The organism is Candidatus Competibacteraceae bacterium (assembly GCA_016699715.1).
Classification (GTDB): domain Bacteria; phylum Pseudomonadota; class Gammaproteobacteria; order Competibacterales; family Competibacteraceae; genus Competibacter.
Map to the genome: position 1 here is coordinate 1,742,708 of CP065007.1, position 26,037 is coordinate 1,768,744.

General features: G+C 58.7%; 23 protein-coding genes and 2 pseudogenes. 6 read left to right on the forward strand and 19 right to left on the reverse strand.

The window, feature by feature from the left end; all coding sequences use genetic code 11:
• Positions 1-25 precede the first annotated feature (25 nt).
• From rsxC to rsxA, 3 genes are read right to left on the reverse strand one after another with little or no spacing between them, the layout of a single operon-like run.
• Positions 26-1,495, reverse strand: a complete 1,470-nt coding sequence (rsxC, locus tag IPM89_07785) for an electron transport complex subunit RsxC (GenBank protein ID QQS55669.1) — start codon at positions 1,493-1,495, stop codon at positions 26-28.
• Between the two features lie 3 nt (positions 1,496-1,498).
• Complete coding sequence (locus IPM89_07790) at positions 1,499-2,023, reverse strand: RnfABCDGE type electron transport complex subunit B (GenBank protein ID QQS55670.1); 525 nt, start codon at positions 2,021-2,023, stop codon at positions 1,499-1,501.
• A gap of 29 nt (positions 2,024-2,052) precedes the next feature.
• Positions 2,053-2,634: an electron transport complex subunit RsxA gene (gene rsxA, locus IPM89_07795; protein ID QQS55671.1), complete on the reverse strand. Its 582-nt coding sequence runs from the start codon at positions 2,632-2,634 to the stop codon at positions 2,053-2,055.
• Between the two features lie 336 nt (positions 2,635-2,970).
• On the opposite strand from rsxA, the gene nifL reads away from it, so the two are divergent.
• Both nifL and nifA read left to right on the forward strand, forming a co-directional pair.
• Positions 2,971-4,548 carry a nitrogen fixation negative regulator NifL gene (gene nifL / locus IPM89_07800; protein ID QQS55672.1) on the forward strand — a complete coding sequence of 526 codons (1,578 nt, stop codon included), beginning with the start codon at positions 2,971-2,973 and terminating at the stop codon, positions 4,546-4,548.
• A gap of 26 nt (positions 4,549-4,574) precedes the next feature.
• The gene (nifA, locus tag IPM89_07805) at positions 4,575-6,110 is read left to right on the forward strand and encodes a nif-specific transcriptional activator NifA (GenBank protein ID QQS55835.1); all 1,536 of its coding nucleotides are present in this window, start codon (positions 4,575-4,577) and stop codon (positions 6,108-6,110) included.
• A 76-nt stretch (positions 6,111-6,186) separates the two neighbouring features.
• On the opposite strand, the gene IPM89_07810 is transcribed toward nifA, so the two are convergent.
• The 3 genes from IPM89_07810 to gabD form a co-directional block, all read right to left on the reverse strand.
• Positions 6,187-7,110, reverse strand: coding sequence for a carbon-nitrogen hydrolase family protein (locus IPM89_07810; protein ID QQS55673.1), 924 nt, complete (start codon positions 7,108-7,110; stop codon positions 6,187-6,189).
• 75 nt (positions 7,111-7,185) lie between these two features.
• On the reverse strand, positions 7,186-8,475 hold the full coding sequence (gene gabT, locus IPM89_07815; GenBank protein ID QQS55674.1) for a 4-aminobutyrate--2-oxoglutarate transaminase: 1,290 nt from the start codon (positions 8,473-8,475) through the stop codon (positions 7,186-7,188).
• A gap of 48 nt (positions 8,476-8,523) precedes the next feature.
• On the reverse strand, positions 8,524-9,984 hold the full coding sequence (gene gabD, locus IPM89_07820) for an NADP-dependent succinate-semialdehyde dehydrogenase (GenBank protein QQS55675.1): 1,461 nt from the start codon (positions 9,982-9,984) through the stop codon (positions 8,524-8,526).
• Between the two features lie 257 nt (positions 9,985-10,241).
• Between gabD and IPM89_07825 the strand changes: the two genes are divergently transcribed.
• Positions 10,242-10,838, forward strand: a complete 597-nt coding sequence (locus tag IPM89_07825; GenBank protein ID QQS55676.1) for a cupin domain-containing protein — start codon at positions 10,242-10,244, stop codon at positions 10,836-10,838.
• A gap of 121 nt (positions 10,839-10,959) precedes the next feature.
• Here the strand turns inward: IPM89_07825 and IPM89_07830 are convergent, their stop codons facing one another.
• The 4 genes from IPM89_07830 to IPM89_07845 form a co-directional block, all read right to left on the reverse strand.
• A complete protein-coding gene (locus IPM89_07830; GenBank protein ID QQS55836.1) occupies positions 10,960-12,021 on the reverse strand; it encodes an alcohol dehydrogenase family protein in 1,062 nt (353 codons plus the stop codon).
• A 182-nt stretch (positions 12,022-12,203) separates the two neighbouring features.
• The gene (locus tag IPM89_07835; protein QQS55677.1) at positions 12,204-12,560 is read right to left on the reverse strand and encodes a hypothetical protein; all 357 of its coding nucleotides are present in this window, start codon (positions 12,558-12,560) and stop codon (positions 12,204-12,206) included.
• Positions 12,561-12,687: 127 nt separating this feature from the next.
• A complete protein-coding gene (locus tag IPM89_07840; GenBank protein ID QQS55678.1) occupies positions 12,688-12,936 on the reverse strand; it encodes a DUF2442 domain-containing protein in 249 nt (82 codons plus the stop codon).
• Between the two features lie 3 nt (positions 12,937-12,939).
• Positions 12,940-13,188, reverse strand: coding sequence for a DUF4160 domain-containing protein (locus IPM89_07845; GenBank protein QQS55679.1), 249 nt, complete (start codon positions 13,186-13,188; stop codon positions 12,940-12,942).
• 651 nt (positions 13,189-13,839) lie between these two features.
• On the opposite strand from IPM89_07845, the gene ltrA reads away from it, so the two are divergent.
• Positions 13,840-15,195 carry a group II intron reverse transcriptase/maturase gene (gene ltrA / locus IPM89_07850; protein ID QQS55680.1) on the forward strand — a complete coding sequence of 452 codons (1,356 nt, stop codon included), beginning with the start codon at positions 13,840-13,842 and terminating at the stop codon, positions 15,193-15,195.
• 93 nt (positions 15,196-15,288) lie between these two features.
• Here the strand turns inward: ltrA and IPM89_07855 are convergent, their stop codons facing one another.
• Positions 15,289-15,792: a DUF2938 domain-containing protein gene (locus IPM89_07855; GenBank protein QQS55681.1), complete on the reverse strand. Its 504-nt coding sequence runs from the start codon at positions 15,790-15,792 to the stop codon at positions 15,289-15,291.
• A 539-nt stretch (positions 15,793-16,331) separates the two neighbouring features.
• Between IPM89_07855 and IPM89_07860 the strand changes: the two are divergent.
• Positions 16,332-17,218, forward strand: a pseudogene (locus IPM89_07860) (IS982 family transposase).
• On the opposite strand, the gene IPM89_07865 reads toward IPM89_07860, so the two are convergent.
• The 6 genes and pseudogenes from IPM89_07865 to IPM89_07890 all read right to left on the reverse strand — a co-directional run bounded on the left by IPM89_07865 (position 17,163) and on the right by IPM89_07890 (position 22,365).
• On the reverse strand, positions 17,163-18,107 hold the full coding sequence (locus IPM89_07865; protein ID QQS55682.1) for an acyltransferase: 945 nt from the start codon (positions 18,105-18,107) through the stop codon (positions 17,163-17,165). The pseudogene IPM89_07860 and the gene IPM89_07865 sit on opposite strands and share 56 nt — an antisense overlap.
• 793 nt (positions 18,108-18,900) lie before the next feature.
• The gene (locus IPM89_07870; protein ID QQS55683.1) at positions 18,901-19,086 is read right to left on the reverse strand and encodes a type II toxin-antitoxin system HicA family toxin; all 186 of its coding nucleotides are present in this window, start codon (positions 19,084-19,086) and stop codon (positions 18,901-18,903) included.
• Entirely contained in the window at positions 19,083-19,271 is a 189-nt protein-coding gene (locus tag IPM89_07875) for a type II toxin-antitoxin system HicB family antitoxin (GenBank protein ID QQS55684.1), read from the reverse strand. Before IPM89_07875 ends, IPM89_07870 begins: the two co-directional genes overlap by 4 nt.
• A gap of 192 nt (positions 19,272-19,463) precedes the next feature.
• Positions 19,464-19,787, reverse strand: coding sequence for a hypothetical protein (locus tag IPM89_07880; GenBank protein QQS55685.1), 324 nt, complete (start codon positions 19,785-19,787; stop codon positions 19,464-19,466).
• Positions 19,788-19,957: 170 nt separating this feature from the next.
• Positions 19,958-21,499 carry an ISKra4 family transposase gene (locus tag IPM89_07885; protein ID QQS55686.1) on the reverse strand — a complete coding sequence of 514 codons (1,542 nt, stop codon included), beginning with the start codon at positions 21,497-21,499 and terminating at the stop codon, positions 19,958-19,960.
• A gap of 118 nt (positions 21,500-21,617) precedes the next feature.
• A pseudogene (locus IPM89_07890) lies at positions 21,618-22,365 on the reverse strand (IS5 family transposase).
• A gap of 677 nt (positions 22,366-23,042) precedes the next feature.
• Here IPM89_07890 and IPM89_07895 point away from each other — a divergent pair.
• The gene (locus IPM89_07895) at positions 23,043-24,221 is read left to right on the forward strand and encodes an integron integrase (GenBank protein ID QQS55837.1); all 1,179 of its coding nucleotides are present in this window, start codon (positions 23,043-23,045) and stop codon (positions 24,219-24,221) included.
• Between the two features lie 91 nt (positions 24,222-24,312).
• Here IPM89_07895 and IPM89_07900 read toward each other — a convergent pair whose 3' ends face one another.
• Both IPM89_07900 and IPM89_07905 read right to left on the reverse strand, forming a co-directional pair.
• The gene (locus IPM89_07900) at positions 24,313-25,215 is read right to left on the reverse strand and encodes a MurR/RpiR family transcriptional regulator (GenBank protein QQS55687.1); all 903 of its coding nucleotides are present in this window, start codon (positions 25,213-25,215) and stop codon (positions 24,313-24,315) included.
• Positions 25,212-26,021, reverse strand: a complete 810-nt coding sequence (locus tag IPM89_07905; protein ID QQS55838.1) for an enoyl-CoA hydratase/isomerase family protein — start codon at positions 26,019-26,021, stop codon at positions 25,212-25,214. The genes IPM89_07900 and IPM89_07905 overlap by 4 nt, the downstream gene beginning before the upstream one ends.
• Positions 26,022-26,037 lie beyond the last annotated feature (16 nt).

The following is a 26,037-nucleotide window of genomic DNA, read 5'->3' on the forward strand; positions in this document are numbered from 1 at the left end:
GGCCCTTGATTGACAATGCAAAGTCTTAATCTTCATCCGCTTCCAGAACCACAGTTCGTGGTTTCTTTGCCGCCCGCCGCGCCGCCGCCGCTTCCGCCTTGGCCCGCTCCTGCCGTTCGAACCGCGCCTGACGCTGCTCCATCAATTCGCGGGTGCGCCGCGCCTTCTGTTCCTCGCGCCGTTGCGCCGCCAACATGCCGCGCGCGTAGGCGAAGTACTGCGGCAGGGGGATATGCGACGGACAGACATAGGCACAGGAACCGCAGGACATGCAGTCGTTCAAGCCCAGGGCCTGGATACCCTCCCAGTCCTCGCCGCGCGCCCGTTTGGACAATTCCAGCGGCAGCAGACCCATCGGACACGCTTCCACACAGCGACCGCAGCGGATGCACGGCGACGGTTCGCCCGCCTCCCCGACTTCGTCGGGAGTCAGCGCCAGAATGCCGTTGGTGCCCTTGATCACCGGCACCTGAGGTCCGGGCAGTGGCTGTCCCATCATCGGCCCGCCCATCAGCAGGCGGGCGCGCTCGTCGCTGACGCCGCCGCAATAGGCCAGCAGATCGGCCGCCAGCGCGCCGATGGGAACCTCCAGGTTGCGAGGCTCCGGCACGGCCCCGCCGCTGACCGTGACGATGCGCGAGATCAGCGGCCGGTCGTGGCGCAGCGCCCGATGCGCCGCATAGGCGGTACCAACGTTGTGCACCAGCAGTCCCGTATCGGTGCCGCGCCCGCCGGCTGGCGTCTCCAAACCGGTCAGCAGTTGAATCAACTGCTTGGCCGACCCGGCGGGATAGCGACTGGGCAGGCCCAATACCTCGATCCGGGCATCGTGCCGACAGGCGTCGCTCATGGCCTGGATCGCTTCCGGCTTGTTGTTCTCGATGGCGATCACGGCGCGCGACGCTTGCAAGGCGTGCAGCATGATGGCGATGCCGTCGGCGATTTCCCCTGCCCGCTCGCGCATGAGTTGATCGTCGCAGGTCACATACGGCTCGCATTCCGCGCCGTTGATCACCAGGGTATGCACACCGGCCTGGCGCGCTTTGCTGAGCTTGACCGACGCCGGAAAGTTGGCGCCGCCCATACCGACGATGCCGGCGGCGCCGACCCGGCGGGCGACTTCTTCCGGGCTTAGGCTGAAGGGATCGGGCGGCGGGGCGCGTTCGGCCCAACGCTCCTCGCCGTCGGTGTCGAGGATGATGGTCGGTAGCGGCAACCCCGAGGCGTGCGGCGCGGTGAACTCGCCGATGGCGGCGATCCGTCCGGAACTGGGCGCGTGTAGCGGCGCGGAAGTCGCGCCCTGCGCGCGGGCCAGCAACTCGCCCTTGCCGACCTGTTGGCCGACCGTCACCACCGGCAGCGCGGGGGCGCCGGCGTGTTGCTGCAACGGAATATAGAGACGCGCCGGCAACGGCAGGGACTCGATCGGCCGCCCGGCGCTGAGATGTTTCTGGCTGGGCGGATGGACCCCGCCACGGAAGTCATGCAGACGCATCGCTCACACTCCCGCCAGCGCCGGCTTGGGCCAGCACCAGCTATCGAAAGTCGGTTTTTGGGGACGCAGTTGCAGGCATTCGGTCGGGCACACCTCGACACACAAACCGCAGCCCGTACACGCTTCCCGCAAAACGGCGTGGATCTGCTTGGGCGCGCCGATGATGGCGTCGGTGGCGCAGAGCTTGCCGCAATGGGCGCAACCGATGCACAGGCTTTCGTCGATCTCGGCCAGCAGTGGCGGACCTCCCGGCGCATCCATCGCCCGACCCAGCTTGGCCGCCAACGCTCGCGCCAATGCCGTGCCACCGGGCGGACATAGCGTCGGCGCGGCGGTGCCGGCCACCAGCGCATCCGCCGCGCCACCGCAACCGGGATAACCGCACTGCCCGCAGTTCACGCCGGGCAGCAACTCCATGATGTCCTCACGCAAGGCATCGCTCGGCACCTGGAAATAGCGGGCGGCCAGACTCAACAGCAGTCCCAGCAGCGATCCCAGCACGGTCAACGTCATCATGGCGGCAATCATTTTGGTGAACTCCCGATCAGGGCCGACGGCTAATGTACCGGCAACCCAGCGAAACCCATGAACGCCAGCGCCAGCAGGCCGGCGGCGATGAAAGCAATGGGAGCGCCGGCAAAAGTGGCCGGCACGTTGGCCAGGGCCAACCGCTCCCGAATCCCCGCGAACAACAGCATCACCAGGGTGAACCCCAGCGCGGAGCCGAAGCCGTACAACAGGCTGCTGATAAAATCGTATTTTTGCTGGACGTTGAGCAGCGCGATACCGAACACCGCGCAGTTGGTGGTGATCAGCGGCAGGTAGATGCCCAGCACCTGATGGAGCGTCGGGCTGGCCTTGCGCACGAACATCTCGGTGAACTGCACCAGGGCGGCGATCACCAGGATGAACGCCAGGATGCGCAAAAACTCGATGTCGAGCGGGACTAGCAGGTAATGCTCCAACAGCCAACTGGCCGCGACCGCCAAGGTCAGTACAAAGGTGGTGGCCATGCCCATGCCCAGGGCGGAGTCGATCTTGTTCGACACGCCCATGAACGGGCACAGCCCGAGAAACCGCACCAGCACCACGTTGTTGACCAGTGCCGCGCCCAACAGGATGAACAGGTAATCCCGCATAACAGCCCTCCGCGTTCCTGGCTCGCTACCCGGCAGCAATCGTGCCAACCGGATCGAACGTATGCCATTCCCTAGGCGTTCAATGCCTTGCCGATCTCGATTCTCCCCGGCCGATCGCGGCAAGATTGTGAGGTTCGCGACAATAACGGAGGAAAACGAGGTGCGCTTGTCATGAATGCCGCATTGCGGATGAAAAGAGGCGGATGGCGGATCGAGGCGAATCCCTCCGTCGCTTCGCCTCATGCGCGATCCTCACCTTTCACACCCCTTATACTGGCCATGAACTTGCATACCATTTTTCAATGGTTTTAGCCTCCCACAATGCCGAGTACACCCATGGCCCAGAACGATCAGAGAACATTCGGCTATCTCTCCGCCCAAGGCGACCCGAAGGCGATGCAATCCGCCGCCGAAACCCTGCCGCCCTGGGTGTTCGCCAAGGTGGTGGACAATCTAACCATCGCGGTCTGCCTCACCGACACCGACGCCAACATCCTCTACGTCAACCCGGCCTTCACCGAAGTCACCGGCTATGCCGCCAACGAGGTTATCGGTCAAAACACCGCCATGCTCTCCGACCGCTGCACGCCGGCCCGGGTCTACGATCAACTATGGCGGCAAATCAAGCGCGGCAAACCCTGGACCGGGCTGCTGGTCAACCGCCGCAAGCGCTCCACCGTCTATCTGGCGGAACTGACCGTCATCCCGATCCAGGACCTCCGGGCGGAAACCGCCTGCTTCCTCGGCATTCATCGCGACGTGACCGCCATGCACCATCTGGAACAACAGGTGCACTATCAAAAGGCGTTGATCGAATCGATGGTGGATGCCGCCCCAGCGGTCATCGCCCTACTGGACGAGAACGGGCGGGTCATCCTCGACAACCACGAATACAAAAAGCTGGTCGGTGACCTGCGGGTGCGGGAACCGGCGGCGGAATTTCTGCGCGCCCTGCGGGAAACCCTGGGCGAAACCTTTCCGTGGGGCGCGAACGCCGAGCACGGCTTTCGCGATCGGGAGGTCAGCTTCGATCCGGGCGGCAAGGGGCAACCGCGCTGGTTTTCCTGCTCGGGCGTGTGGTTCCGCGAACAGGACAGCAGCGCCGCCACCTTCTTCAAGCCGGTGCGGCAGACCTATCTGCTGCTCATGGCCAACGAAATCACCGCGCTCAAGCGCCAGCAGGAAGCAGTGGGCATGAACGCCATGCGCGCCCTGCTGGCCGAGCAGGAACGGGTGCGCAGCATGCGCGAGGCGCTGCAAGCCGCCATCTTCCAGATGCAGGGACCGATGAACCTGATCTCCGCCGCCCGCGACCTGTTGGAACGACGTGGCGCCCAGGCCGATCCCGCCCTGCGCCACGCCCTGAATCAGGCCGCCACGACCGGTCAAACGGCGCTGGAGCGGCTGCGGGCGCTGGTACCGGCGGTGCCACCGGAAGCGGCGGCGCCGGTCAACATCAATCAGTTGCTGCGCGAGGTACTGGAACTGTGCAAGCAGCGCCTGCTGGCCGGCGGCACCGTCGTCGACTGGAAACCCGCGCCGATGCTACCCGCCGTCACCGCGCGGGTCAGCCGCCTGCGCGGCATGTTCAAGCAGTTGATCGACAACGCCCTGGACGCCATGGACAGCAATCGTCAGCAACCGCGCGAACTGCGCATCACCACCGCCACTCAGGAACAGGCGGTATCGGTGGTGATCGAGGACACCGGCCCCGGCGTGGCCACGGACTTGCAATGGCGAATTTTCGAGCCGTTCTTCACCACCAAGCGCGCCGCCACCCATGTTGGCCTGGGCCTGGCCATGGTCCAGGAGGTGGTCAACGAGCAGCGCGGCATGATTACCCTCGATCCCGACTACAACGCGGGCTGCCGCTGGCAAGTCTTGCTGCCCATCAAATACGAGGATGATTCTTGACCGCCATTAGCGCGAAGAACGTCGTCATGGATCGATCGGATTTGCTGGAAATTGAACTGGCCACGCTGTTCCGGGTGAGCCAGGTGCTTAGCCGTCCCTGCCCATTGTGGGAAACGCTCGATCAGGTCCTGCGGGTTCTGCACGAACACGGCGAATTGCATCGCGGCGTGGTTTCGCTGGTGGACCCCGATAGCGGCGCCCTGCTGGTCAGCGCCATCCACGATCAGCCCAAGCCGCCGCCGACCGGCGAACCGGTGCGTTACCTGCCGGGGGAAGGGGTGCTGGGAATGGTGCTGGAGCGCGGCGAGCGACTGGTGCTACCACGTCTGGCCGATGAACCGCGCTTTCTCGACCGCCTGCGACTCTACGACCGCGAATTGCCACTGATCGGGGTGCCGATCCGGGCCGGTTCGGGCCAATACAGCGGTGTGCTGGCGGCGCAGCCGCCCCGCCGCGACGAGTGGCTGGCGGAGCGTGCCCGCTTTCTGGAGATGGTCGCCAACCTGATCGCCCGCAGCGTGCGCGCCGCGCAGGCCGCAGAACGCGAGCGCGGGGCGCTGACCGCCGAGCGCGACAGCCTGCGGCGGACGGTGCGCGGCCAGCACGGCTTCGACAGCATGGTGGGCCACAGCCAGCCGATGCAGCAGGTGTTCGAGCAGGTGCGGCAGGTAGCGAAATGGAACACCACGGTGCTGGTACGCGGCGAATCGGGTACCGGCAAGGAGCTGATCGCCTGCGCCATCCACTACAACTCGCCGCGAGCCGGCGGACCGCTGGTCAAGCTGAACTGTGCGGCCCTGCCGGACAACCTGCTGGAATCGGAATTGTTCGGACACGAGAAAGGCGCGTTCACCGGCGCGGTCAACCAGCGTAAGGGGCGTTTCGAACAGGCGCACGGCGGCACCCTGTTCCTGGACGAGATCGGCGACATCTCGCCGGCTTTCCAGGCCAAGCTGCTGCGGGTGATCCAGGAAGGCGAGCTGGAGCGGGTCGGCAGCAGCCAGACTCTGCGGGTGGACGTTCGAGTCATCGCCGCCACCAACCGCGATCTGGAAGCGGCGGTGGATGAAGGCCTGTTCCGCGAGGATCTCTACTACCGGCTCAACGTGATGCCGATTTTCATGCCGCCGTTGCGCGAACGCCAGGAGGATATTCCCGATCTGGCGCGGTTTTTGGTGGAAAAGATTGGCAAGCACCAGGCACGCAAGCTGGCCATCACGGATGGCGCCATTCGCCTGCTGATGCGGCATCACTGGCCCGGCAACGTGCGCGAGATGGAAAACTGCCTGGAGCGCAGCGCGATCATGAGCGCCAACGGCGTGATCGCCCAGGACGTGATTGAATTGAGCGGCCTGAGTCCGCGTGGCGCTGGCGCGACCCCGATCTCCGCTCCACCCAGGATCGAGTTGGACGCACCCGACCTGGATGAGCGGGAACGGGTCATTGCCGCGCTGGAACAGGCCGGTTGGGTGCAGGCCAAGGCGGCCCGGCTGTTGGGCATGACGCCGCGCCAGATTGCCTACCGCATTCAAATCCTCGATATCAAGATGCGGCGACTGTAGCCACAAATTGTATTTTTCTACATTTAAAACAATAGATTATCTTCATCTGAACTAAAGAAATAGCCGGCTGCCTCCCTCAAGCCAAGGGATGGTAGCCTTCCTGCCCCACCGCGGGCGCAATGTCCTGTTTCAGACCGGCCCGGGAACCCCGCTCCGGCTTGGCCAGTGGACCCAGGCTATGCAAATAGTCCTCGGGAAACCCACTTCCCCGCTGATAGATCGGAAAATCCACCGGCCGATCGCGGAAGCTCTTCAGGGGTTGCCCCAGACCGCGGATGCCGACTTCGCGCTCGCGCCGCACCCGATCCAGATTGATTTCCACGGGGATGGTTTCTTCCCCGCCGCCCGCCGTGTGAATGACGTAGCCGGACGGCCCGACAATAATGGAAGAACCGACCCCACCGTCACCCACCCCGTTGATGTCGAAAAAGTAGCACTGGTTGGTCACGGCGGTGGCGCGAGCGATCGACAATTCGACTTCCCGGTCGATGGTATCGGTCATGGAGGGATGCAGAATCACTTCCGCGCCCATGGCGGCCAAGGTGCGGGAGGTCTCCGGGAACCACATGTCGTAACAGATGGAGACGCCGAACCGCCCCACTTCGGGAACGTCGAAGATCAGAAACTCTTTCCCCGCTTCCACATGGTTCTCGTAGGGGCGAAACGGGAACATTTTGCGATAGCGTCCGACCACCTGCCCGTGGGGATCGATGACGCTGGCCGTGTTATAGATGTGTTCGCCCACCAGTTCGAACATCGAGCCGGGAATCAGCCAGATTTTATGATGGGCCGCCATCTGGCAAAACGTAGCCTCGGCCGGACCCGGCATCGGCTGGGCGTGCCCCGGCAGCGGTCCAAACGGCGCCAACTCACTGAACACCACCATCTGTACCCAGGGAAACCGGGTCATGAGCAAGTCGAGCCGGTGCCCCATGGCACTGATGTTGTCATGCAAGGCCGAAACGTGCATTTGGATGGCGGCGATGGCAAACGGGGTCATGAGCAAGTTACCTTTGGTTGTAATGCGCACCCTCGCGGTCGGCGACTGGGCCGAACCGTCGAGGGCGGTTCAGGTTCAGGCCACTTCCAGCGTCAGCGACTCCAGGCATTGTTCGATAATCGTCAAGCCTTCGTCCACCAGTGCATCGGATGCGGTCAGCGGCACCAGGATGCGCACGACGTTAGCGTACATGCCACAGGACAGCAGGATCAGGCCGCGCTCGGCCGCCTGGGTCACCAGCGCCCGGGTCAGTTCGGGGTCGGGCACCCGGCGCTCCTCGTCCTTGAAAAATTCCATCGCCACCATGGCGCCCAGGCCGCGCACATCGCCGATGCGGGTCACGCGGTCGGCCAGTTTTTTGAGCCGGGCCTGGATCGTTTCGCCCAACCGCAGGCTGCGTTCCAGCAGGCCCTCGCGCTCGATGATATCCAACACCGCCAGCGCCGCCGCGCAGGCCGGTGGGCTGCCGGCGTAGGTGCCGCCCAAACCGCCGGGGCCGACGCTGTCCATGACCTCGGCGCGGCCGACCACCGCCGAGAGCGGAAACCCGCCGGCCAGACTTTTGGCCATGGTGATCAGATCGGGCACCACCCCGCTATGCTCGATGGCAAAGAATTTGCCCGTGCGCGCCGCGCCGGTCTGGATTTCATCGGCGATCAGCAGAATGCCGTGCTGGTCGCAAAGCTGGCGCAAGCGCTTGAGGAATTCCGGCGGCGCGATGTAAAAACCGCCCTCCCCCTGCACCGGTTCGATGATGATGGCCGCCACCCGCTCCGGTTCCACGTCCACTTTAAAGAAATACTCCAGCATCCCCAGCGACTGATCGACGCTGACCCCGTGCAGGGCATTGGGAAACGGTGCGTGGTAAATCTCGCCGGGGAAAGGACCGAAGCCGGTCTTGTAGGCCGGCACCTTGCCGGTCAGGCCCAACGCCAGCATCGTCCGGCCGTGGAAACCCCCGCTAAAGGCGATGACGGCCGAGCGCTTGGTATAAAAGCGGGCCATCTTGACGGCGTTTTCCACCGCCTCGGCACCGGTGGTCAACAGCAGCGTTTTGTTCGGTCCCCGACCCGGCGCCAAGGCGTTAAGCCGCTCGGCCAGCGCCACATAAGGTTCATAGCTCATGACCTGAAAGCAGGTATGGGTATAGCGCTGCATTTGCGCCTCGACCGCCGCCATCACCTGAGGATGGCGATGACCGGTATTGAGCACGGCGATGCCGCCGGCAAAATCGATATAGCGCTTACCTTCCACATCCCAGATCTCGGCGTTCTCGGCGCGCGCGGCGGCGATGGGATGGATGCTGGATACGCCTCGGGCGACGGCTTGCACGCGGCGCGACAATAGCTCGGCGTTGGTGGTCATGGTTCGGTACTCCATCGGCAAAGGGAAACAGGGTTGGGAGCCAGCGGCTTAGCGGTCGATACCGCCCATGCACAGGTATTTGATTTCCAAATACTCTTCGATGCCGTACTTGGAGCCCTCACGGCCGAGGCCGGATTCCTTCATGCCGCCGAAGGGCGCGATTTCGGTGGAAATGAGCCCGGTGTTGATGCCGACCATGCCGTATTCCAAAGCCTCGCCAACCCGCCAGATCCGGCCGATATCGCGGCTATAGAAGTAGGAAGCCAGGCCGAACTCGGTGTCGTTGGCCATGCGGATGGCCTCCTGCTCGGTCGAGAAACGGAACAGCGGCGCCACCGGGCCGAAGGTTTCTTCCCGCGCCACCGCCATCTCCGGGGTCACCTGCGTCAGGATCGTGGGCTGGAAGAAAGTCCCGCCGAGTTCGTGCCGCTGACCACCCAGCACGATACGGGCACCCTTGCTCACGGCATCGGCAATGTGCTCCTCCACTTTCGCCACGGCGGCCTCATCGATCAGCGGTCCCTGGGTGACGCCGGACTCCAGACCATTACCCACCTTGAGTTGGGCCGCCACCGCCCGGCTCAGCTTGTCGGCGAAAGCGTCGTAGACGCCATCCTGCACCAGCAGGCGGTTGGCGCAAACACAGGTCTGACCGGCGTTGCGGTATTTGGAGATGATCGCGCCTTCCACGGCGGCATCCAGATCGGCGTCGTCGAACACGATGAAAGGCGCATTGCCGCCCAGTTCCAGCGACAGCTTTTTCATGGTGCCGGCGCATTCCCGCATGAGCTGCTTGCCGATAGCCGTGGAGCCGGTGAAGCTGAGCTTGCGGATCGTGGGGTTGGCGGTGAGTTCGGCGCCGATGACCTGTGCGGAACCGGTGACCGCGTTCAGTACCCCCGCCGGCACGCCGGCCCGCTCCGCCAGCTCACACAGCGCCAGCGCCGAGAACGGCGTCTGCGAGGCGGGTTTGACCACCATGGTGCAGCCAGCGGCCAGCGCGGCGCCGGCCTTGCGGGTGATCATGGCGGCGGGAAAATTCCAGGGAGTGATGGCCGCGCAGACGCCGATCGGTTCCTTGACGACGACGATGCGCTTGTCGGCCTGATGCGGAGGAATGACGTCGCCGTAAACCCGCTTGGCTTCTTCGGCGAACCATTCGATGAAGGAGGCCGCGTAAGCGATCTCGCCGCGCGCTTCCGTCAATGGCTTGCCCTGTTCCAGCGTCATCAGTACGGCCAGATCCTCCTGATGCTCCAGCATCAGGTTGAACCAGCGACGCAGGATGGCGGAACGCTCCTTGGCGGTTCGCGCCCGCCAACCGGCGAGAGCGTCCCGGGCCGCCGCGATGGCCCGGCCGACCTCGGCGGCTCCCAGCCTGGGCACGCTGCCGAGCGTTTCACCCGTGGCCGGATTGCTCACCGGAAAAGTTTCCCTGTTATCGGCATCCATCCAGGCACCGCCGATATAACACTGTTGATGAAACAGGCGAGGGTCTTTCAGATGCATGAGGAACTCCATCGGTTCGCGGAAGGCCGCCGCTCAGCACTCTGGCTGGAAAAGCAGCGTCTGACCGTCATCTGGATAGCTTGAATTTGTAAACGCAAGCCTAGCATCGTTTAAAAAAATAAACAATAATCGATCAAGATGATCTCTTGAAAGTGAAAAATTTATCCATAAATATAAATTTTATATTTTATATCAATAATATATTGATAATTTGATCGGCCAGTATTCCGATGACCAACAGCCTAAGGAAGTTTAATATGTCGAACATTCATGAGCAGCTCGTCGATAGCCTGAGCGATGCGGAACCAGGGTTCGATCTGGGCACCCGCCTGCGGGCCGTGCGCGAGCAGTATGGTCTGTCGCAACGCGAATTGGCTCGCCGCGCCGGGGTCACCAACGGCACCATTTCCCTGATCGAACAAAATAAGAACAGCCCGTCGGTGGCGTCTCTAAAGAAAGTGCTGGATGGTATTCCGCTGTCGCTGAGCGAGTTTTTTAGCTTGGAGCCGCCTTCTCAGGACCCGATTTTTTTCAAGGCACACGAGTTACTGGAGCTGGCCAAGGGAGCGATTTCCTTTCGTCAGGTCGGCAGGAATCTGCGCCACCGTAAATTGCAGATCCTGCATGAACGCTATGCGCCCGGCGCCGACACCGGCAAGCTCATGTTGCAACATGATGGCGAGGAAGGCGGCATTGTGCTGCGAGGGCGGATCGAGATCATGGTGGGCGACCAGCGCCGCGTGCTGGAAGCAGAAGATGCCTACTACTTCGACAGTCGCCAACCGCACCGCTTTCGCAACGTGGGTGATCAGGAGTGCGAGTTGATCAGCGTATGTACGCCACCCTCATTTTGAATCGATCAAGGACGTTGCACTGATCGGTACCGGAGCGGACGAACGCCTGATCGCGCGAAGTGGCGGGCGTGCCGGTTGGCGGATCGTCCATGGAACCTGATTTTGAGCTGATAAATTGCATTTATCTCTCACTTGAAATATCGATCACCAGCTTTCCGACATGTTGCTTTGTTTCGAATTGTTTTTGCGCTTCGGGAACCTGGGATAGAGGAAAAGCACTGGCAACGATGGGAGTGATTTCACTGGCTTCAATTCGCCTGACCAGGTTTTGAAAAACACCTTCGTTGAGAACAGTACAGCCAAATAAACTGAGATCTTTCAGGTAAAGCGTTCTGACATCCAACTCCACGAGCGGACCGGCAATTGCGCCAGAAACGGCATACCGTCCAAAGGGCTTAAGCACCTCCAATAGATCAGGCCACTGCTTGCCTGCCACCAAGTCGATCACGATATCAATACTATTTTTTCCAAGCTCTTGAACAAGATTGGCATTTCTTGCCAGTGTACGCTCAGCTCCAAGACTCAATATCTTGTCTGACTTGGACGGTGTGGTAATACCAAGAACTCGTGCTCCCCTTGCCTTGGCAAGTTGAATGACAGCAGAACCCACACCGCCTGACGCCCCGGTTACCAAGACAACTTCATTGCCGATAACGCTGGCTCGGGTCAGAAGATTTTCGGCTGTGGAATAGGAGCAAGGAAAGGATGCGAGTTCAACATCGCTGAACTTGCTATTGATTTTATGGGCATGCCTGGCTGCAACAACGGTGTATTCAGCGAAACCACCGTCGATTTCGGAACCGAAGTACCAGGGTTGATCCAAGACCTTACCTCCCGCTTCCAAAATACATGGCTCAACCAGTACCCTTTGATTCAGGAGACCACGATCAACTTGCTCTCCAACGGCAACGACTCTGCCACAAACATCGGCACCTTGGATTCTGGGAAATTGAATCGCATTTCCTGACCAACCTGCGTCACTACTGTTTCCGTTTGATTTTGAATACCATCCAAGTCGTGTATTGAGATCAGTATTGTTAACACCGGCCGCGCTCACTTTTATCAGTACGTCGCGAGGCCCAAAAGCAGGCACGGGAATATCGTCGCGGAACACCAGCTTATCCAAGCCACCATGCCCTGTTAGCTGGACGCCTCTCATTACATTGGGTATGTCGTTCATAATAGTTTACGTTTGAGCATTAAGGTTTATGCCAAACAGGCACCATGCCACGGGCTCCCGTTTGAGCGAAAGGTTAGGCATCGCCGCAGGTCGATGCCCGGCGCATACCACGAAGCGCGGATGTGCTTCCGATTTGTCAGGCCCGCGCCCGCGGCTTGTCGGTATTGTGAGTTCACAAACCTGCATTACCGCGACTCGTTGGCACCAGGATTCACACCTTCTCTTCGAAGAAGCTCAATCAATCTGCGTTCGTTGGAGAATGCCGCAAATGCCAGCAATACAACGGCACTGGCAAATGCAAGAAAAACCAGCATCACCATAGGCAACATAACCGCCATAAGGACCACCGTTGATTCGGGCAGCGTGCCTTTCTCAAGGCCAACCTCAACAACCCAAGGATTGATCAGATACGGCACCTTGAGCCATAACCAGAAGGCAAACGTAGCAAGCACGAACAAAACGCCAAAACCGAATACTGGCCAATGCTTCGTAAGCCTTTCTCGCTTTTCGACGAATAGTGATTCTTCTGGGGACAGGCTCATAACGCTTTCCCTGGCCTAACGACAGCGATCAGCCGCAGCCAACTTGGAACGGTTTTTTGTGCAAAAATGGAGCACAGCGGAATGCACAAAAAACCGTGGAGAGTTGGACGTCGGCTGCATTGCCTTGTTATGGCAATGACAAGCCATGACGCCACAACTCATATTCACTGATATCAATTTCGCTGTTCCACACTACCGCGTAGCCACCCTTTTCTACCTTCACAGCCTTAAATAAAGCCGGATCCCTAAGCGGGGCGAACATTTCTTTACTTAATAGTGGAGTAACATCATATTTTCTTTTTTCATTATTATCGAATTCAACCAATAGCGTATTTTCATCGACTGCTTTTGCTGAAACGATTCTTGGATATTCCACGATTTACTCCAACGGGGGCAGCTTGTGAAACTCTTGGCTATTCCACATTTTTTTCATTTCGTCTCGGTTAATTGTAGCCCATTCAATCACGAGTTTTTTGGCCCTATTCGGTAGATCTCCTTCCATCATTTCAAGGGTATCAATATTGAATAGGCCAATATGCTCTCCGTAGACTGCGTGAAAATGCGGCGGCGGATGATCCCCGAAGAAGAGCTTTATTACTATTCCGTAAAATCTCGCTATTTCTGGCATATCCTCACTCTGATCGAATTTACGAACTTTTGGGCCATAACGTCAGAGCTCAGCCGCAGGCTTGCCGGAGAAAAGCGGAGGCAAGACCGTCGGTTGGAGCGACTTGTGTACGCCCGGCACGGGCGTGAACTGATGGGGTGAAAGCCCCCTGTAGGAGTACCTGTGTCCACAATGTGGATAGTAACTACTAGCCGACGGCAAGGGCAAACCCGTGAGGGTCTGTCTGGAGGAAGCCCGAGTGCAAAGGTGCGAGCCGACGGACAGAAACCGCATAGAAGGCTCAGTCCCCGGGCGAGTCAGCACAAGGTGACGAAGCCCGACAGGTGCAGGGGATAGGGTAAATGCGGCGGTTGTGCACGGAAAGTTCATGTCCTTATCCGGGGAGATCTGTCCCGCATGCAGCCCGTACCGCTATGGGAGCCGAACTGAGGCCCAGTCCGAAAGGGCTGGATAGACCATCGAACCCTACGGGGGCTGTGGTCGCCAGGGAGCCGGCCTGAGGCCCGGCGCGAAAGTGCTGGCATCGCCACCGGACCCTACCGCGACTCGGGCAGCGCGTCGGGCGGCAACGTCCGGCGTGATGGGACAGAAGTCAGCAGAGGCCATAGTAGCAGGCACGCCCTGGAGGGCGTTGCCGGCGAAGGGCCGAACATGAGAAGCCAAGGTGGAGCCGTGGATTGCTCGCAGACGTTGACGAACCCGCTCGGGGGAGACGAACGGCGGCGCGATGCCATGCAGCCAACCTTGCACGACGACCTGATGGAGCGGGTGCTGGAGAGCGAGAACATGCGACGGGCCTGGAAGCGGGTGAAGTCCAATCGGGGTGCGCCCGGCATCGACGGGATGGGCACCGAGGACTTTGCCGAGTTTGCGCGTTCGAGCGGGCCGACGATCCGCCAAGCCCTGCGCGATGGCAGCTACCGGCCCCAGCCGGTGCGGCGGGTGAGCATCCCGAAACCCCAAGGAGGCGAGCGCCTGCTCGGCATCCCGACGGTCCTGGATCGCGTCATCCAACAAGCCATCGCGCAAGTCCTGGGGCCGCTGTTCGATCCAGGGTTTTCGGAATCGAGCTTCGGCTTCCGGCCCGGACGTTCTGCCCATGGAGCACTGAGGCGGGTACCAGCCCATATCGGGGCCGGCTACCGTATCGCCGTCGATCTGGACCTGGCGAAGTTCTTCGACATGGTCCAGCACGACGTCCTGATGGCCCGTGTGGCCAGAAAGATTCGCGACAAGCGGCTGCTGGCATTGATCGGCGCGTACCTGCGGGCAGGCGTCCTGGTTGGAGAAACCATTGAGGCAACGGCGATCGGCACGCCGCAAGGCGGACCGCTCTCGCCGCTGCTGGCCAATATCCTCTTGGATGACCTCGACAAGGAACTGGAGCGGCGGGAATACCGGTTGGTCCGCTACGCGGATGACCTGTTGATCCTCGTGCGCAGCCACCGCGCCGGCGAGCGGGTCATGGCGAGCGTGTCTCGCTTCCTGACCGGCAAGCTCAAGCTGGTGGTCAACGAGCACAAGAGCCAGGTGGTCAAGACCAATGACTGCGAATTCCTCGGATTCATCTTCCGGGGCAAGAAGCTGCGTTGGAGCGAGCGCGCCTATCACGACTTCCGCGACCGGCTGCGCAAGCTGACCGGGCGGAGTTGGGGCGTGTCGATGGACTACCGGTTCAAGAAGCTCGCCGAATATGTCCGGGGTTGGATGGGCTACTTCGGCATCTCGGACTACTATCGGCCGATCCCCGAGCTGGACCACTGGCTGCGCCGGCGGGTGCGCATGTGCTACTGGAAACAGTGGCGCGGCGTGCGCAACCGTATCCGCAACCTGCTGGCCCTGGGGACGCCGAAACGCGCGGCGATCTGGACGGGCATGAGCTCCAAGAGCTACTGGCGCCTGTCTCGCTCGCTGGGCACCCAAACCGGGATGACCAACGACTGGCTGAAGAGCCAGGGCTTGATTGGCATTCGCGATCAATGGATGAAAGCGCATGGCTATGCCTGAACCGTCGTGTGCTCCCTTCGCATGAACCGCCTAGTGCGGACCCGCATGCTAGGTGGTGTGGGGAGGGCGGGTTAAACACCCGCCCTTACCCGATTAGGCATGAGCTTCCGTAATAAAACTCAGAACTACAGCCGAAACGTACAACCCAACCCCAAACGCGGCATGATTCATAAGACTACGTAGCCGCGCCTGCATGGGATTTGGCGTCTTAGACGCCGCAATGCCAAGGCCGACTGAAGGGTGCATGATAAGAAAGGGAAAGCCAACAGTAGCAATGCCGAAGACTAAAGCAGGCATCAGAGTCGGCGACTGTAGCCATTTGGGTGTGGCCAATGCCACAAGGGCAAGCGCGAACAGCGCCCCTATTGTGTAATGCGCAACCCAGCCGATTGTGCACTCGGCTGGCTTCTGAGCAGCAGCGGTAATGCTTTGATGTTTGATGGAGCCATTGGTCATGTGGAGCAGCCAACGACCAACCATGCAATAGTTGGAAGAAGGAATTTTGAAGGCCTGCTTGAGAAATATGGCCCAGAGATCCATGACGAAGGTTGCGCCGAGGCCGACGGTAACAGTGCCAATTAGCAGTTCAAATTTCATGGTCACCTCGATGCTGCTTGCTAATGCCTAACGGGGCGGCGGATAAGCCGCGAGGACGGAAAAGCCGAAGGCTTTGACGGCCGATGTCGGCTTGATCCGCGTGGTTGTGCGGCGCGAAGCGCCAAGCAACCAGCGGATTGCAATCCGCCGCCCCGTTTCGCGGGCGCGAAGCGTCCGCGAAACGCTATGCTCACCGGCAAAATGCGAGCGCAGCGAGTATTTTGTCCGGTGGAGCTAATTGTTAGAAGATTCTGTGCTGACAGGTGCCGAAACTGACGCTCTTTTGTAAACCAAAGAGTATGGTTTCTCAATAAATATAAACAAGATCGTAGACGGTACAAGAGTAGCAAAAAACGCCACTGGCAAGCCTACCCAAAACACCCAATCATCAGCACTCTTTGGTACGTAAACAACAGCCAAAACCATAAATAACGCGATGTTCGACTTTTTCGAGGAGAGATGAGGGCAGACCGATGCGGCATGACGGTGCGAGCTAAGCTGAGAGGAACCAACCACCTCAACCGCACGGAGAGACCGCCATGCCGCTTGAAGACTTTATCATCACGGTGTTTTGCTGGGTAGAAGAACACCTGGAAGCCCTGCTGGGGATCATCGCTTGCGCCAGCGTGGTTTTGCCCCGAAGTTGGCGGACAGCGAAGTGATCACCATGGAGGTGGTGGGTGAGTTTCTGGGTTTGGATACCGATGTGGGCATCTGGAAGTATTTCCGTCGTCATTGGCCGTCGTGGTTTCCAAGACTCGGATCGCGAACCACGTTTGCCCAGCAAGCGGCCAATCTCTGGGTCGTCAAACAGCGGCTGCATCGGCATCTGCTGATCGACTTGGGGGCGGTGACGGACCCTATTCACCTCGTCGATGGCTGCCCCATGCCGGTGTGTATGCTGACCCGTGCCCCGCAATGCCGATGTTTTCCCGAGGCGGCCGGCTTCGGCTATTGCGCGGCAAAAAAGCAGTATTATTATGGACTTCATGGTCACTTGATGATCACATTCGATGGCGTGATCACGGCGTGGACGGTGACCCCCGCCGCCGGTGATGAACGCGAAGCGCTTTGGGATTTGACGGACGGCGTTCACGGCTTGGTCATTGGCGACAAGGGATACCTGAGCGCCTGTCTTCAGGCGGAACTGGCAACCACGGGGATCGATTTGCAAACCCCCTTGCGGGCGAACATGGCCGATTCCCGTGCGCCTTGGATCATCCAACAACTGACGAGAACCCGCCGCCTCGTGGAAACCGTCATCGGTCAACTGACCGAGCAGTTTCATTTTGAGAAAATCCGGGCGCGGGATGTTTGGCACTTGACGAGTCGGATCGCCCGAAAAATCTTGGCGCACACCTTGGGTATTTTCATGAACCGGCAAATCGGTCGGTCAGACCTGCAGTTTGAGAGCCTGATCGCCTGAAAAGTCGAACATCGCGTATAAATACGAATTTCAGTGCAAGGCCATGAATTAAGTAATATGAGTAACTCATATTGCCCAGCCACCTCATTGGTGTAAACTTGAATATCCTGTTTGAGATTCCTTCGGAAGAAAAGCATTCAAGGCAAAATATAAAGAAGAGAATAAAGAGCAATAAAAACTTCCACCAATTGTTCGCTTCAAAAGCGTTAAGCAATATGACAGACGCTATCGCTAGAGCTAGAGCGGGAAGACCAATTGGAGGTATATTATCTATATTTTTTTTATGCTCGACGACTTCAAACAACAATATTCCAGAAATGAACATTAGTAATCTGATGTGCCCGCCGTAGATAGCAAAATACGCAAAAAGGAGAACTGACACACAAATAAATAGAGCAGCTCTCGATTTCCAATTCCATTCGCGTAACCTAAATAAGCTGATCAACAATGGAATCAATAGATAATAGAAAAATTCATAACTTAATGACCAGGCTACGGTGATGATGGCATTTATATCAAATAGACCAGGAAGGAGGAGCAGGTTTTGCATTACAAATATTAGACCTTCCCAACCATCTGGAATTTTGGACTCAGAAGGGAACGCAGCCGACAATAAGAGGTAGATTAGAAAGACAGTGACGAATGTTGGGTAAATTCTTTGGATTCTTCTCGCAAGATAGCTACCAAAAGGCTTCTTCTTTCTTATTAGCATTCCATAAATTAAGTATCCGCTTAAAACAAAAAAAAGATCAACACCAATATTGCCAATACTGCGCACATGAGCAGATAGTATTTGTGTTGCAGATGCTTTTGTAAGCCAAGGGTCAACGAGCGTAACGTAGTGAACCAAGAATACTAAAAATACCGCAAAACCACGGATTCCTTCCATGGAAACAATAGCCTTGTGTGTAGTGTGCGAAATTTCAAATGTGTTTCTAAGCCAAGACATTGCTTCTTTGTGTCCTATTTACTTCTAACGTTTTCGAGTTGAGCGGCACGCGCGCAAACGCTCGCTTGGGCGACTACGCCAATCGCGTGTCCGGTCGAACGAGGCGTTAGGCTGAGATAGTCGTGCTCGTGGTTCGCTGATTGTTGGCGTTCCCATTTTCGCCCGCTCCCGGTTATTGCTTGAATCGCAAAAACAACTGCGAAAACTGCACTATTGCGCGAAGCAAGTAAGCGATGACGCTTCAATGGTTTCAATTAAGCGTCATCGCTTACTTGCTTCGCTCTATATCACGTTTTTAAACCCCAGAAAATCACCCATTGGTTATATTCAATGCGGGGTGTCCATCTGAGTGCGGTGGACACCAGATATTGTGATCTTGACCATCGAAGCGCCCTTTCTATGGTGTGTCAAGATCTAATCCATAGGCACTACCGCACTCAGATGGACACCCCGCTATTCAATTTCCCGATTATTGCGCTATGCGTTTTGCTCAATATCGGTAATTACATTTACGCACGTCTATCTTGGCTTAACGGGGCGGCGGATAAGCCGCAAGGGCGGAAAAGCCGAAGGCTTTAACGACCGATGTCGGCTTGATCCGCGTGGTTGTGCGGCGCGGAGCGCCAAGCAGCCATGCGGATTGCAATCCGCCGCCCCGTTTCGCGGGCGCGAAGCGTCCGCGAAACGCCCGGCTTCACCTGCCCCGCGTAGCGGGGTCAGGTGCAAGCCCCAGTTAGGTATCGTCGTTACTAAGAATTTTGATGATATGTTTCGCTAAGTGTTCATTAACTTCTCGATGCCGAGGAACAGGTTGCGATATTCTAGTGCGTGGATTTTGATACCAATCATGGTTGCCACCATGACGGATAAAGACGCAGCTCATATCTTCAAGTTTCTTTATTAGATCCTTGTTTTTCACGACACTTCGATCTCAGCGACTCGGCGAATATTCGAGATTGTTCCGCTAGTCAGTTCCTTATAAATATCAATCAAATTTTTCTTTAATTCTTCTTCTGTTTCACCTTGAGTCCAGTAATCTGGAAATTCATCAAAGTAGCCTAACCACATATCTTCATCTTTCCAATAAGTATATTTCTGTTTCATTGCTGCCTCACTAATCAATATCAACACTTAGTATTAGACGTACCTGCCGTACATACCGCAGTCATGCGCAAGGCTCTATAAGGAAGGCGGGTTTCACTTCGCTCTAACCGCCCTACGCGCTAGGCCAGTTGATTGAATATTGGGTTGCCAAACAGACGGCAACCTGACTTACGTGGTTACAGTAGATGATAATTATTCCGGTGGTGGGAGAGGTAGGGTCATTAACTTCTTAAAGGCAGCTTCGCACCCCCAACCCATCATCGTGATAGTGTTTTTTGCTCTGAGCTTTAAAACAACTGGCATTCCGTCTATCTCGGGTTTAGAAAAATGGGTTAGTCCGTAATACTGTACTCGGGGGGCTAGGGCATTTTCTGCGTCTTTATCCTCAATATGTTTGGCTTCGACGCAGGCCGCTAGTTTTGCATAAGTGTCGATAAACTCCTCTTTACCCATTGTTTCTGCTACTGCAGACGTAACCAAGCCTACAACTGTCACGACCAGAACTAGTCGCCTCATGTTTTACTCCTTAGAAGCTGTACAAAAACTCAATTACCTAAGCTGCCTCTAAAGCAGCCCCTTGTAATAATGCTCGTTCTTTACAAATTCTTCGCAGCATGAGTCGAATTGAGGCCATATAAACATGACCCGTACTCGATGGGGCGTAACCAGTCGAGCGCGCCCTTGGTTCAGGCGACGAGTCGAAGCCGGGTGGATGGGGGTTGGCTCGGGATGTTCGCATAGAGGCGCGCCGTTTCGGTTTGGATGTAATGGTTCATGAACGGCTCCCATTCGTCGTTGAGCGCCACGCAGCGCAGGTTCAACAGGGCCTGGGCGCCGGGCAGGGTCCAATGCATCCCGGCCCGTTCCATCCGGTCCTTGACCGCATGGCGGCAGGCCCCTTCGATCACCCCTGAGGCGATGGGATAGCCGGCGGCGAGATACCGATCGTAATGAATGCGGTCGCGGTGGCGGTCGAAATAACCGTGAATCTGTTCCAGCCGGGCGCGGGCGGCGGCGGACAGGTGGCCCTGCTCGGCCAGGTCCTGTAGCCAGCGAATCACCCCGGTCCCCACCCCGTCGAGCAGGGCATGCACCAGCACCTTCATCAGTTTAGTCGCCAGCGGGCTACCGGACGGCTGAAACAGGTGAACGGCGTCCCACAAATAGCCGGTCGCATGGAGCAGATCGAGGATCTCGACCCGCGCGGTGTCGCCCAAGGTGTCCGCCGCGGCGTCCCACAACGCCGGCTGACCGTCCATCAGCAGGACCCAGGTTTGCCGGTGGTCGGGGTCGCGCTGGCGAGCCTCAGCCCGCAACCAGGGGAACACCACCTCGACCGGGCGCGGTGCGGCGAGCGCCGCCGCCACGGCGGCGGCCACCGGCAACACCGCGCACAGCCGTTTCTGTCGAGGCGCCGGTCGGGGCGTCGCCGAGGGTTCCGTGGGGGCGGTCGGATCGCGAAACAAGGACTCGACCACGGCGGTGGCGGTACGCGGATGCGGCTCGATCTGATAGGCCGCACCGAGCACGGCCATCTTCTTACGATCCGGCTTCGGCCCTCGGGTGTGGTCGTGGGCGGCGATGGTCGGGGCGTCGGCCGGCTTGCGGATCGGGACCCCCTTGCCATCGGCGCTCAGCACCACGAGCTGCTGGCCCGTCGCCGGGGCCGGCGGCGGTCGGGCCGCTTCATGACCGGCCACCGCCCCGGCCAGGGTCCGGGTCATCGCCTCCAGGCTGGCCACCGACTGTTTCAGACCCAGGATGCGCGCCAGCACCGTGTTGACCTGACCGTAGGGATTCTCCACCGCCAGCGCTTGATCCCAGTCCTGCAAGAGATAGGAAAACGGGCCCTCGGGCAACCCCAGCCGGGCATCCAGCGGCGCCGCCTCGATCGCCTGGCCTTCCCGCGTGCCGTAGACCACCCGCACCAGAGTGAAGTCGCCAAAGATCGACCGATAGGGTCGGCCATGGGGTTTGGGCAAGCGCTTGACCACTCGCCCGTCGGCCAGCGTCAGGGTTTTGCCGCAATCCCCGTCGCCCACCAAGGCAAAATACTGCGCTTGCATCTCATGACCCAGTCGCAACAGGCGCGACCACAGGCCGTGCTCCAGTTCGTGCGCCGGCAAGCCGTCGCGGGCGGCGTCGTACACGAACCCGGTCAGCACCGCCAAGTGCGCCGACAGGTCCAACCCCTTGCCTTCGGTCGTCAACGGCCACATCATCGACATCGGTGGGTTCCTCGGGTGATTGCTTGTTGGGTGACATCAATCTACCCACCTCCGGGTCAACCGGGCAAGGGACCCACCGCCCCTTTCCACCCCGGCGCGCTACCCCGCGCTCGACTGGTTACGCCCTACTCGATGTAGGTTTCCGCTCGTAATCTTTGCTCAGTCGCCGATAACGACCGAGCCAGGCAAAGGTTCGTTCCACGACCCAGCGTCGAGGTAACACTTGAAAACCTTCGCCGGTTTTTTTTCTTCTCAACGACTTCGAGCACACAGTCAAATTGCTCTTTAACCCATTGAATAAACTCTTCACCTCTATAACCACCATCCGCCCAGATTTTTTTGACATTATCCACGATTGAAAATAAGGCAGTCAAGGCTTGGCGAGCCGCATGACCATCGTAGATATTGGCCGCATGAACCCGAGCAATAATAATATAACCTACTGTATCTACTACAATATGTCGCTTGCGACCCTGAATTAACTTACCACCGTCGAACCCGGATTCCTGGGCCGATTCCGGTGTCCCCTTAACGGTTTGGCTATCGATAATCCCCGCACTCGGATTCTCATTTCGACCCATTTCTTTTCGGAGTTGCTGATGAATCGCTGTATTGATTTGCTCCATAATATTGTTGTCAACCCATTGATGATAATAGTAACTTATTAAGGTATAGCAGGGAAAATCTTTAGGCAAATACCGCCATTGACAGCCCGTCTTGTTCAGGTAAAAAATGGCATTGATTACTTCGCGGAGATCAACTTTACGTGGCCGACCTGTCGTATAAAAATCCGCTTTTTTTAAAATCGGCTCCAAGATTTCCCATTCTTCATCCGTCAAATCGCTGGGGTACCTCTTACAAGGAATTTCTTTTGGCCAAGCCATACAGCACCTCGAATAGAATCTCTGAAATTAAAATAATCGCCGGATTTTGGCTTATTTTGTCAAAAATACTATAATAATATCAATGTGTTAGTTTTTGTACAGCTTCTCAGGCATAACGGGGCGGCGGATAAGCCGCGAGGACGGAAAAGCCGAAGGCTTTGACGGCCGATGTCGGCTTGATCCGCGTGGTTGTGCGGCGCGAAGCGCCAAGCAGCCATGCGGATTGCAATCCGCCGCCCCGTTTCGCGGGCGCGAAGCGTCCGCGAAACAAGTGATTATATGGTTTCTGTATATTTACCCGAATCCATGATGGTTGACAATAACTATTTGATCTAGTTAGTCTTTGTTAGCAGTATAACATTCATTGCCAACCTTGCCACCCTGGAAATTCCGTCATGCTTGCCGTTCCCCCAGAGCTGACCCGCCGCTACGAGGCGCGGTTGGCGCAGCAGGAGATCATGGCCGGGTAGCGCCCGCACTATCACAAGTGGCTGCGCTATTACCTGGACTTTTGTCACAAGTATAGCTTCGCGCCAGCGGATCGCCGGAGTTTGCCCGCTTTCCAGGAGAAGCTGCGGACCAAGCACCAGCCAGTATCCCTGCGCCAACAGGCCGGACACGCCGTGTCGCTCTATTTGGAGATCGCTTCTCCCGCCGCCATGGAGCCGCATCCTCCGAAGGTTATCTCCCAAGCCGCGCTCGTCCACTCGCCCCCGGAAAGGGCCATGCCGCCTCTCCGCCCGCTTGCGCCATTGCAACCACCTGCCTGGCCAAAAAGGGAAGCGTCCGGTCGAGTGCCTCCCACACCCGCAAACCCGGTTAAAGCGCTTTCCCAACACGACCCAACGGCTTCGTCTGAACTCAAATTGACCGGAGCCAGTTGGGTGTCGGTCTACGACGGATTGACCTCGGCGATCCAGGTCCGGCATTACTCCCCCAAGACCTTGCAGGCCTATAAAATCTGGACCCAAAAATTCCAGGCCTTCACGAAAAGCAAAGACCCACCGTTGTTGTCGATGGACGATGTCAAAGGGTTTTTGAGTTTTCTGGCGGTCCATAAAAAAATCGCCGCATCCAGCCAAAATCAAGCTTTCAATGCACTGCTGTTTTTATTCAGGCACGTCCTTGAAAAGGAATTCGGCAAGGTCGAAGGCGTGGTCCGCGCCAAGCGCAAGCCCTACATCCCAGTGGTGTTGTCGCGGGAAGAAGTGGACCACGTCATCGCCCGGCTCGATGCGCCTTACGCGCTGGTGGCGAAATTGTTGTACGGGTGTGGCCTGCGCCTGTTCGAGTGCCTGAAGCTGCGCGCGCAGGATTTGAATTTCGCCATGCAGGTGTTGACCGTGCATGACGGCAAGGGCCAAAAGGATCGCGCGGTGCCATTGCCGCAAGCGCTCATCCCTGAGCTGCACGTGCAACTGGATCAGGTCGCACAGGTGCATGAGGCGGACTTGACCGCCGGTTACGCGGGGACGTTTTTGCCCACCGCGCTCGGGGACAAATACCCGCGCGCGGCCAAGGAACCGGGATGGCAGTGGTTGTTTCCGGCCATGACGCTGACCAAGGTGCCGGCCACCCAGGAGTACCGGCGTTCTCATTTACATGAGAGCCTGATGCAAAGGGCCATCAAGGACGCGGTGCGCCGCTCCCGGATTCTCAAGCGAGCTTCCGCGCACACCCTTCGCCACAGCTTCGCCAGTCATCTGTTGCAGGCGAACTACGACATTCGCACCATTCAGGAGTTGCTGGGGCACAGCGACGTGCGTACAACCATGATTTACACTCACACGGTGCGGAGCATTACCCTCAAGGAAGCCAAAAGTCCGCTGGATTTCTAGCGGCGACCCCAACCACCCGTCCCAAACCCGGCTTCAACCACGGCGCCCAACCTGGACCCAGGTCGAGTTCAGCCCGATGCGGGAGAAGCGCTCAATCGCGCCCCCGCGAACGCTCCGCCTCATTCCAATACACCGCCATGTCGTCGCGGACTTTCTCGAAGGTGGCGATGGTGTCCAGCGTTTCCTGTCCGCCCTTGGCGACCACGAACGCCAGCAGCGTTTCCAACAGCGCCATGATGGCCACCGCCGAGGCAAAATATTGGGGGCTTTGCGTCGGCACAACGAATACAGGGTCGGCAAGATACGCCAAGGGGGCCGCCACGCTGTCAGTAATCGCAATCAGCTTGGCGCCACGCGCTTTGGCGTATTCGCAGGCTTGTAACGTCTCCTTGGCATAGGGCGCGTAGCTCAGCGCCAACACGACATCGCGATCCCCCACCAGCGCGAGATCGTCGAACGGCGCGCTGACATGCCGGGGCACCAGGTTCAGGTTCGGCATCGCCATCCGCCCCACATAGAAAAAGTAATGGGCCAGGGAATACGAGCTGCGCGAGCCCAGTACGTAAGCTTGCCGGGCTTGCGCCAGTTCGAGTGCCGCCTGCTCCAGCTTGCTCGGATCGTTCTCGGAGAACGTCTGTTGCAGGTTGGACACGCCGGCGGAAGCCATCTGTGCGTACAGCGGTGCCAGTCCTTTGCCCTGCCCCAATTGTTGCAACCAGCGCGCTTGACCGCTGCTGGTGTGCGAACCCTGTTTCAACGCCTCCCGAAAAGGTTGGCGCAGATGGTCGTAGGTCGGATAACCGAGCCATTGCCCGAGGCGCACCAAAGTGTTAGGGCTGACCTGTGCCCGCGCCGCCGCATCGCGGATCGGCAGCAGTCCAATCTCCTTCGGATGGTCCAGGATGAATTTCGCCGCCCGCCGCAACGCCGGTCGCAGCTCAGGCAATTCCCGTTGCAACCGGGTGATGATGTCCTGGCGCCCGCCATCGGTCATGAGGACTGCCCGCCGCGCTGGCGCGCCAGAAAATCGTTGACCGCGACCAGATGCTCCTCGCTGTTGTGGCACATCCCCTGAAAACCGGCGCAGCGGTCGAGAAAGTCCGGCAGATTCTCACGTTGGGCGATTTTCAGCAGACGCTTGGTCAAGCGTAACGCTTTCGGCGGCTGCCCGGCGATGCGTCGGGCCAGGGCATGAGTCCGCTCCAGCAGCTCCGCTTCGGGCACCACCTCCAGCAACAACCCCAGGGCCAGCGCTTCCTCGGCCTTCACCAAACGCCCGGTCAAGGTCAGCTCGGCGGCGCGCTGGTAGCCCACCAATCGTTGCAGGAACCAGGCTCCGCCGTCGCCGGGAATGATCCCCAGATTGAGGAAAGTCTCGCCGAACACCGTGCGTGGCGAACCGATGCGCAGGTCGCACATGCAGGCCAGATCGAAGCCAGCGCCGATGGCCGGGCCGTTGACTGCGGCGATGAGGGGAATCTCGGCCTGGTGCAGCGCCAGCGGAATGCGCTGAATCCCACGCCGATAGCGTTCCTCGACTTCGGCCACGTCGCCGGCGAAATCGCCGCCACGGTTCGCCATATCCTTGACGTTGCCACCCGCCGAGAAGGCGGCGCCAGCCCCGGTCAGCACCAGCACCGAAACCGCCGGATTGGTATTGGCCCATTCCACCGTGCGGACGATGTCATCGATCAAGTGAGTCCCCGTCAGGGCGTTACGCACGTCGTCGCGCCGCATCGTCAGGGTGGCGACCCGGTGGTCGAGCACCAGTTCCGCGTCTTGCAATGCCAGTGGAGCCATCATGCTGGTCGTCTCC

Coding starts and splice junctions, on each gene's coding strand:
- IPM89_07790 (QQS55670.1), bottom strand. CDS start 2,023: ATGATTGCCGCCATGATGACGTTGACCGTGCTGGGATCGCTGCTGGGA.
- ltrA (QQS55680.1), top strand. CDS start 13,840: ATGAGAAGCCAAGGTGGAGCCGTGGATTGCTCGCAGACGTTGACGAAC.
- IPM89_07880 (QQS55685.1), bottom strand. CDS start 19,787: ATGAGGCGACTAGTTCTGGTCGTGACAGTTGTAGGCTTGGTTACGTCT.
- IPM89_07875 (QQS55684.1), bottom strand. CDS start 19,271: ATGAAACAGAAATATACTTATTGGAAAGATGAAGATATGTGGTTAGGC.
- nifL (QQS55672.1), top strand. CDS start 2,971: ATGGCCCAGAACGATCAGAGAACATTCGGCTATCTCTCCGCCCAAGGC.
- nifA (QQS55835.1), top strand. CDS start 4,575: ATGGATCGATCGGATTTGCTGGAAATTGAACTGGCCACGCTGTTCCGG.
- IPM89_07900 (QQS55687.1), bottom strand. CDS start 25,215: ATGACCGATGGCGGGCGCCAGGACATCATCACCCGGTTGCAACGGGAA.
- IPM89_07905 (QQS55838.1), bottom strand. CDS start 26,021: ATGGCTCCACTGGCATTGCAAGACGCGGAACTGGTGCTCGACCACCGG.
- IPM89_07865 (QQS55682.1), bottom strand. CDS start 18,107: ATGGAAGGAATCCGTGGTTTTGCGGTATTTTTAGTATTCTTGGTTCAC.
- IPM89_07895 (QQS55837.1), top strand. CDS start 23,043: ATGGAGCCGCATCCTCCGAAGGTTATCTCCCAAGCCGCGCTCGTCCAC.
- gabD (QQS55675.1), bottom strand. CDS start 9,984: ATGCATCTGAAAGACCCTCGCCTGTTTCATCAACAGTGTTATATCGGC.
- IPM89_07810 (QQS55673.1), bottom strand. CDS start 7,110: ATGACCCCGTTTGCCATCGCCGCCATCCAAATGCACGTTTCGGCCTTG.
- IPM89_07855 (QQS55681.1), bottom strand. CDS start 15,792: ATGAAATTTGAACTGCTAATTGGCACTGTTACCGTCGGCCTCGGCGCA.
- IPM89_07825 (QQS55676.1), top strand. CDS start 10,242: ATGTCGAACATTCATGAGCAGCTCGTCGATAGCCTGAGCGATGCGGAA.
- IPM89_07885 (QQS55686.1), bottom strand. CDS start 21,499: ATGTCGATGATGTGGCCGTTGACGACCGAAGGCAAGGGGTTGGACCTG.
- rsxC (QQS55669.1), bottom strand. CDS start 1,495: ATGCGTCTGCATGACTTCCGTGGCGGGGTCCATCCGCCCAGCCAGAAA.
- gabT (QQS55674.1), bottom strand. CDS start 8,475: ATGACCACCAACGCCGAGCTATTGTCGCGCCGCGTGCAAGCCGTCGCC.
- IPM89_07845 (QQS55679.1), bottom strand. CDS start 13,188: ATGCCAGAAATAGCGAGATTTTACGGAATAGTAATAAAGCTCTTCTTC.
- rsxA (QQS55671.1), bottom strand. CDS start 2,634: ATGCGGGATTACCTGTTCATCCTGTTGGGCGCGGCACTGGTCAACAAC.
- IPM89_07835 (QQS55677.1), bottom strand. CDS start 12,560: ATGAGCCTGTCCCCAGAAGAATCACTATTCGTCGAAAAGCGAGAAAGG.